This window comes from Streptomyces sp. UW30 (genome assembly GCF_008042075.1).
GTDB lineage: Bacteria > Actinomycetota > Actinomycetes > Streptomycetales > Streptomycetaceae > Streptomyces.
Genome location: NZ_RDBN01000145.1, coordinates 1 through 4,417 on the forward strand (window position 1 = coordinate 1; position 4,417 = coordinate 4,417).

The 4,417-nt window shown below is 70.0% G+C and carries 4 protein-coding genes; all 4 read right to left on the minus strand.

Features of this window, described 5'->3' with window-relative positions; all coding sequences use genetic code 11:
- A partial coding sequence (pstS, locus tag EAO75_RS44920) for a phosphate ABC transporter substrate-binding protein PstS (RefSeq protein ID WP_148000885.1) occupies positions 1–1,330 on the minus strand: 1,330 nt, incomplete at its 3' end.
- 64 nt (positions 1,331–1,394) lie between these two features.
- Positions 1,395–2,660 carry a phosphate ABC transporter permease PstA gene (gene pstA / locus EAO75_RS44925; RefSeq protein ID WP_148000886.1) on the minus strand — a complete coding sequence of 422 codons (1,266 nt, stop codon included), beginning with the start codon at positions 2,658–2,660 and terminating at the stop codon, positions 1,395–1,397.
- A 2-nt stretch (positions 2,661–2,662) separates the two neighbouring features.
- Positions 2,663–3,697, minus strand: a complete 1,035-nt coding sequence (pstC, locus tag EAO75_RS44930; protein ID WP_148000887.1) for a phosphate ABC transporter permease subunit PstC — start codon at positions 3,695–3,697, stop codon at positions 2,663–2,665.
- An 8-nt stretch (positions 3,698–3,705) separates the two neighbouring features.
- Positions 3,706–4,089 (minus strand): hypothetical protein, encoded by a 384-nt coding sequence (locus EAO75_RS44935; RefSeq protein ID WP_148000888.1) that lies wholly within the window; start codon positions 4,087–4,089, stop codon positions 3,706–3,708.
- Positions 4,090–4,417 lie beyond the last annotated feature (328 nt).

Sequence of the window (4,417 nt, forward strand, 5' to 3'; positions counted from 1 at the left end):
CACCCACCTGGGTCGGAGTCTTCGCCCCACCCGTACCGGTGGAGCACTGGGCCGCCCCCTTCTTGTCACAGGCGGGCGGATAGGGCGCGGTCTTGACCAGCGTGTTCGTGCCGTCCGACGAGAACGTCGGGTTGTTGCACTTCTTGATGTCGATGCTCTCGACATCCACACCCGGGATCCTGCGCACCTGCTTCAGCCCAGCCTGCACGAGGTTGATCGGCAGCGGCGAGTAGCCGAGGCTGTCGACCCGTTGCTGGCCCTGGCAGAGGAAGTAGTACGAGAAGGCGCCGAGCGTCTTGCCCTTCTGGGCGTTGAAGTTCGACTCCAGCCTGGTCGGGATGATCATGTAGCTGTAGCTGGAGAGCGGGTAACTGCGCGCGTCCGCGTCGTTGTAGACACGGTCGAGCTTCTGCGTCAGATACGCCGGGGACGCGGCGTTCTCCTCGATGTCGGCCTTGGTCAGCGCCACCGCCACGTTCTTCGCGGTCGGCTCGACGTAGTACCCGGCCCTGTTGAGCACCTTGGCGACCGGGAAACCGGTCGTGTACACGGCGTACGAGTACTCGACATAGGTGATGGTGCCGACGTTGCCTGCCTGGGCGACATAGCCGGAGACGCCGTTGGAGCCGGACTGTCCGACGAAGCCGGCGCCCGACACGACCGGGTAGTTGGAGGTCGCCCCGCAGGGGGTGGTCCGGCCGGCCCGGCGGCAGTAGGCGTCCCACTGTGACGGGTACTGCTTGCTCAGCCAGGTGGTGAACTGGGCGGTCGTACCGGAGCCGTCGGAGCGCACCACCGGCACGACCCGGCGGGCGGGCAGCGCGGTGGCGAGCGCCGGGTTGTCGGCCTTGATGGCGGGGTCGTTCCAGGTCTTGATCTGCCCGGTGAACATCTTGGCGATGACCTCGCCGGACAGCCGCAGGTTGGTCACCCGACGGCCGCCGATGGTGAGGTTGTACATGAACGACGTACCGCCGGCCACGATCGGCATGTACGCGTACTTCCGGGACGGCGGCGAGTCGACGACGCCCGAGTCCTTGATGCCGTACGGGATTTCGGAGACGGCGTAGTCCACTGTGCCGTTGCGGAACTGGTTACGGCCGTCGGAGGAGCCCGTGCCGTTGTAGTTCACGGTCATGCCGTACTGCTTGACGTTGGCCCGCCACTGGTCGAGCGCGTTCTGGCTCCAGGTGGAGCCCGCGCCCGAGATCGGCACATAGGTCGCGGCGTCGGCGGGCACGGCGCCGACGAGCAGGGCTGCCAGGAGGACGAGGGCGGTCACGGCTCTCGTGCGCAGGCGTGCGAACGTGGCCGGAGGTGATCCGGGCATGACGAGGAACTCCAGGTCGGGGTCGGTGATGCGGTGGGTGTGGCCGGCCGGTGGGGCGGAAGGGCTACTCGGGGTCCGGCCCCGAGGCGGTGTCGACGGGTGGCGGGGAGCCGGAGGCCGGCTCGGCGTCAGCGGGTTGCCTCCCCCTGGCCTGCGCCCGCCTGCTCATGCGCGCGGCGTCGCGCCGCGAGGCGAGCACGCGCCGGTGCCGCCGGCCCCGGGTCAGCTCGCCGGGTCCGCGCCCGCCGATGACGCGGGCCAGCACGAACAGCAGCAGGACCAGGGCCATCAGCAGCGCGGCGGAGCCGAACCCGCGGGCGATGAAGGAGGGTTGGGGCGAGCGCACCAGGTCGAAGGTGGCCAGCGGCAGTGAGATCTGCGGCCCGCTGAGCGGGTCGGCGTTCAGTCCGGCGTTGACCCCGGAGGTGAGCAGCACCGGCGAGGTCTCGCCGATACCGCGGGCGGTGCCCAGGATCACGGCGGTGGTCAGTCCCGAGCGTGCGGTGGGCAGGACGACCGTCCACACGGTGCGCCACTTGCTCGCGCCCAGGGCGTACGACGCCTCGCGCAGCGAGCCCGGCACCAGCCGGATCACCACGTCGGCGGCGCGGATGATGATCGGCAGCATCATCACGCTGAGCGCCAGCGCGGCGGCGATGCCGGACTTGTCGACGCCGAGGATGAGGATGACGGTGGCGTAGATGAACAGGCCGGCCACGATCGACGGCAGGGCCGTCATCGCCTCGACGATCGTGCGGACGAAACGCGCGTAGCGTCCGGGCACTTCGTTGAGGAACACCGCGCAGGCAAGGCCGAGCGGCACGGTGACGGCCAGCGAGATGGCGATCTGTTCCAGGGTGCCCACGATCGCGTGCACCACGCCGCCCTTGCTGAGCGGCTCCAGCGGGCCGGTGCCCGACATGTCCTCGGTGAAGAAGCCGATGTGCACGAGGGCGGACCGGCCGCGCCACAGGGTGTACCCCACGACCAGGGCCAGCGCGCCGAGCAGGCACACGGCGAGGCTCTGCCACAGCACGGCGGTGACCTTGTCGCGTACGGCGACGGCGTTCTCGTCGAAGGAGACCAGCACGGCGTACAGCCCGAGGAAGAGCAGATACGCGACGACGACGAAGCCGAGGACCGTGTCGAACGGGGCGATCCAGACGAACAGCAGCGCGGTGAACGACACTCCGCCCGCGGCGGCGCCCGCGAGGGCGAGCAGGTCGGAGGTGTGTACGGAGGAGGTGTTCCGCCGTACCTCGGGGCCGCTGTCGTGGTCCTCGGCGGCCGGCCGCACGGTCGCGGGTTCCTTGAGGAGCTCGGTGGTCATGCTCAGGCCTCCGTTCCGGCGCCGGAGCGGCTGCGGGCGGCGATCGAGGACGCGATGAAGTTCACGACGAGGGTCAGCAGGAAGAGCGCGAGTCCGGCGGCCATCAGGGCCGACATGCCGAACTCGCTGGCGGAGCCGTAGCGCAGGGCGATCAGCGCGGAGACGGAGTTGGCGCCGTTCTGCAGGATGTGCCACTGCACGGAGAACACCGGCGAGATGATCATGTAGACGGCGATCGTCTCGCCCAGCGCCCGGCCCAGGCCCAGCATGGTGCCGCCGATGATGCCGCCCCGCCCGTACGGCAGGACGACCGCGCGGATCATCCCCCACCGGGTCGCACCCAGTGCCAGCGCGCCCTCGCGCTCTCCGGACGGCGCCTGCGAGAAGGTCTCCCGCATCACCGAGCAGGCGATGGGCGTGACCATCAGCGCGACGACGATGCCCGCGATGAAGGTGGAGGACGTGTACACGGTGGTGGTCTGGAGCGGGTCGCCCGGGTCGACGCCGTCGACCTTGAAGAACGGGATCCAGGAGAAGTAGGTGGCGATCCACCGGGAGAGCCCGACGACCTGCCCCTGGAGCAGGAAGAAGCCCCACAGCCCGTACACGACGCTCGGCACCGCGGCCATGAGGTCCACCAGGCTGATCAGCGTCCGCTTGAGCTTTCGCGGCGCGTACTCCGAGATGTACAGCGCGGTGCCGAGGGCCAGCGGTACGGCGATGCAGATCGCGGTCAGCCCGATGAGGACCGTGCCGGTGAGCACGGCGGCGATGCCGAAGCGGCGCGAGTCCGGCTCCCACGCGGAGGTGGTGAGGAACGACCACTGGGCGACGCCCAGCGCCTGGGAGGCGCGGTAGGTGAGGAAGACGCCGACCAGCAGCATGATCGCCAGAACGATGGCCCCACTGCCGCGGAGCACGCCCTGGAAGAGGCGGTCCGCGGGCTCGATCCGGCCGCGCGGCGCGCGCCGGGCGTCGTCGTCACCACCGGTTTCCGGACCCGGTCCGGGTTCGGAGGGCTGCCCGAGTCTGGGCATGACAACGCTCATCCGGCACGCGTCCCGGCCCGCTCGCGCCCGCCACCGCCATCGCCGCCGTCATCGTCGTCGGAGCGGCTGTGACGCGGGGCGCCCGGCTCCTTTCCGGGACCGCCGGGCCGGGTCGGACCGGCCGCTCTCGGCGGGCCGTACATCCGCCGCGCGGCGGCCCCTCGGGGCCAGGGCTGCGTCGGCTCGGCCAGCTCGGCCACCGTGACCGTGTTGAGGAACTGGCCGAAGTTGTACTGGCAGTCCCGTTGGCGCTGGTAGAGCCGCCCGGCGACCGCGACCGCCCGGCCGTCGATCTCCAGCCGCCAGCTCCAGCCGCCGGCCGCCTCCGTCGTGGTCAGCAGCACCCTGGCGTCCGAGATCCGCTCTCTCAGCCACAGCACAGCGGCCCGGCACTCCGTGAATCCGGTGAACGACTCGGCGCTACGCCCCAGTTCACGGTGATTGGACCCCACAAGCCGCCAGCCGACCGACTGTTCCTCCCCCACGGGTCTCTGCGGCGTCCCCCAAACCACATACAGGAACCGTGCCGAAACCATGGAAACCACCCCCTCTCCCCTTCACCCGATGGGCCGTTTTTCGCCAGCGACGAAGAATCACCCAAAGCGCACTGAGAGTCGCGGATCTGTGTGCGTTCTGTGTTCACAGATGAGTGAAGGCCGAACGGAGGGCAAATGAACGGGAGAGGTGGCGGGGTCGGGGGTGTCGAGC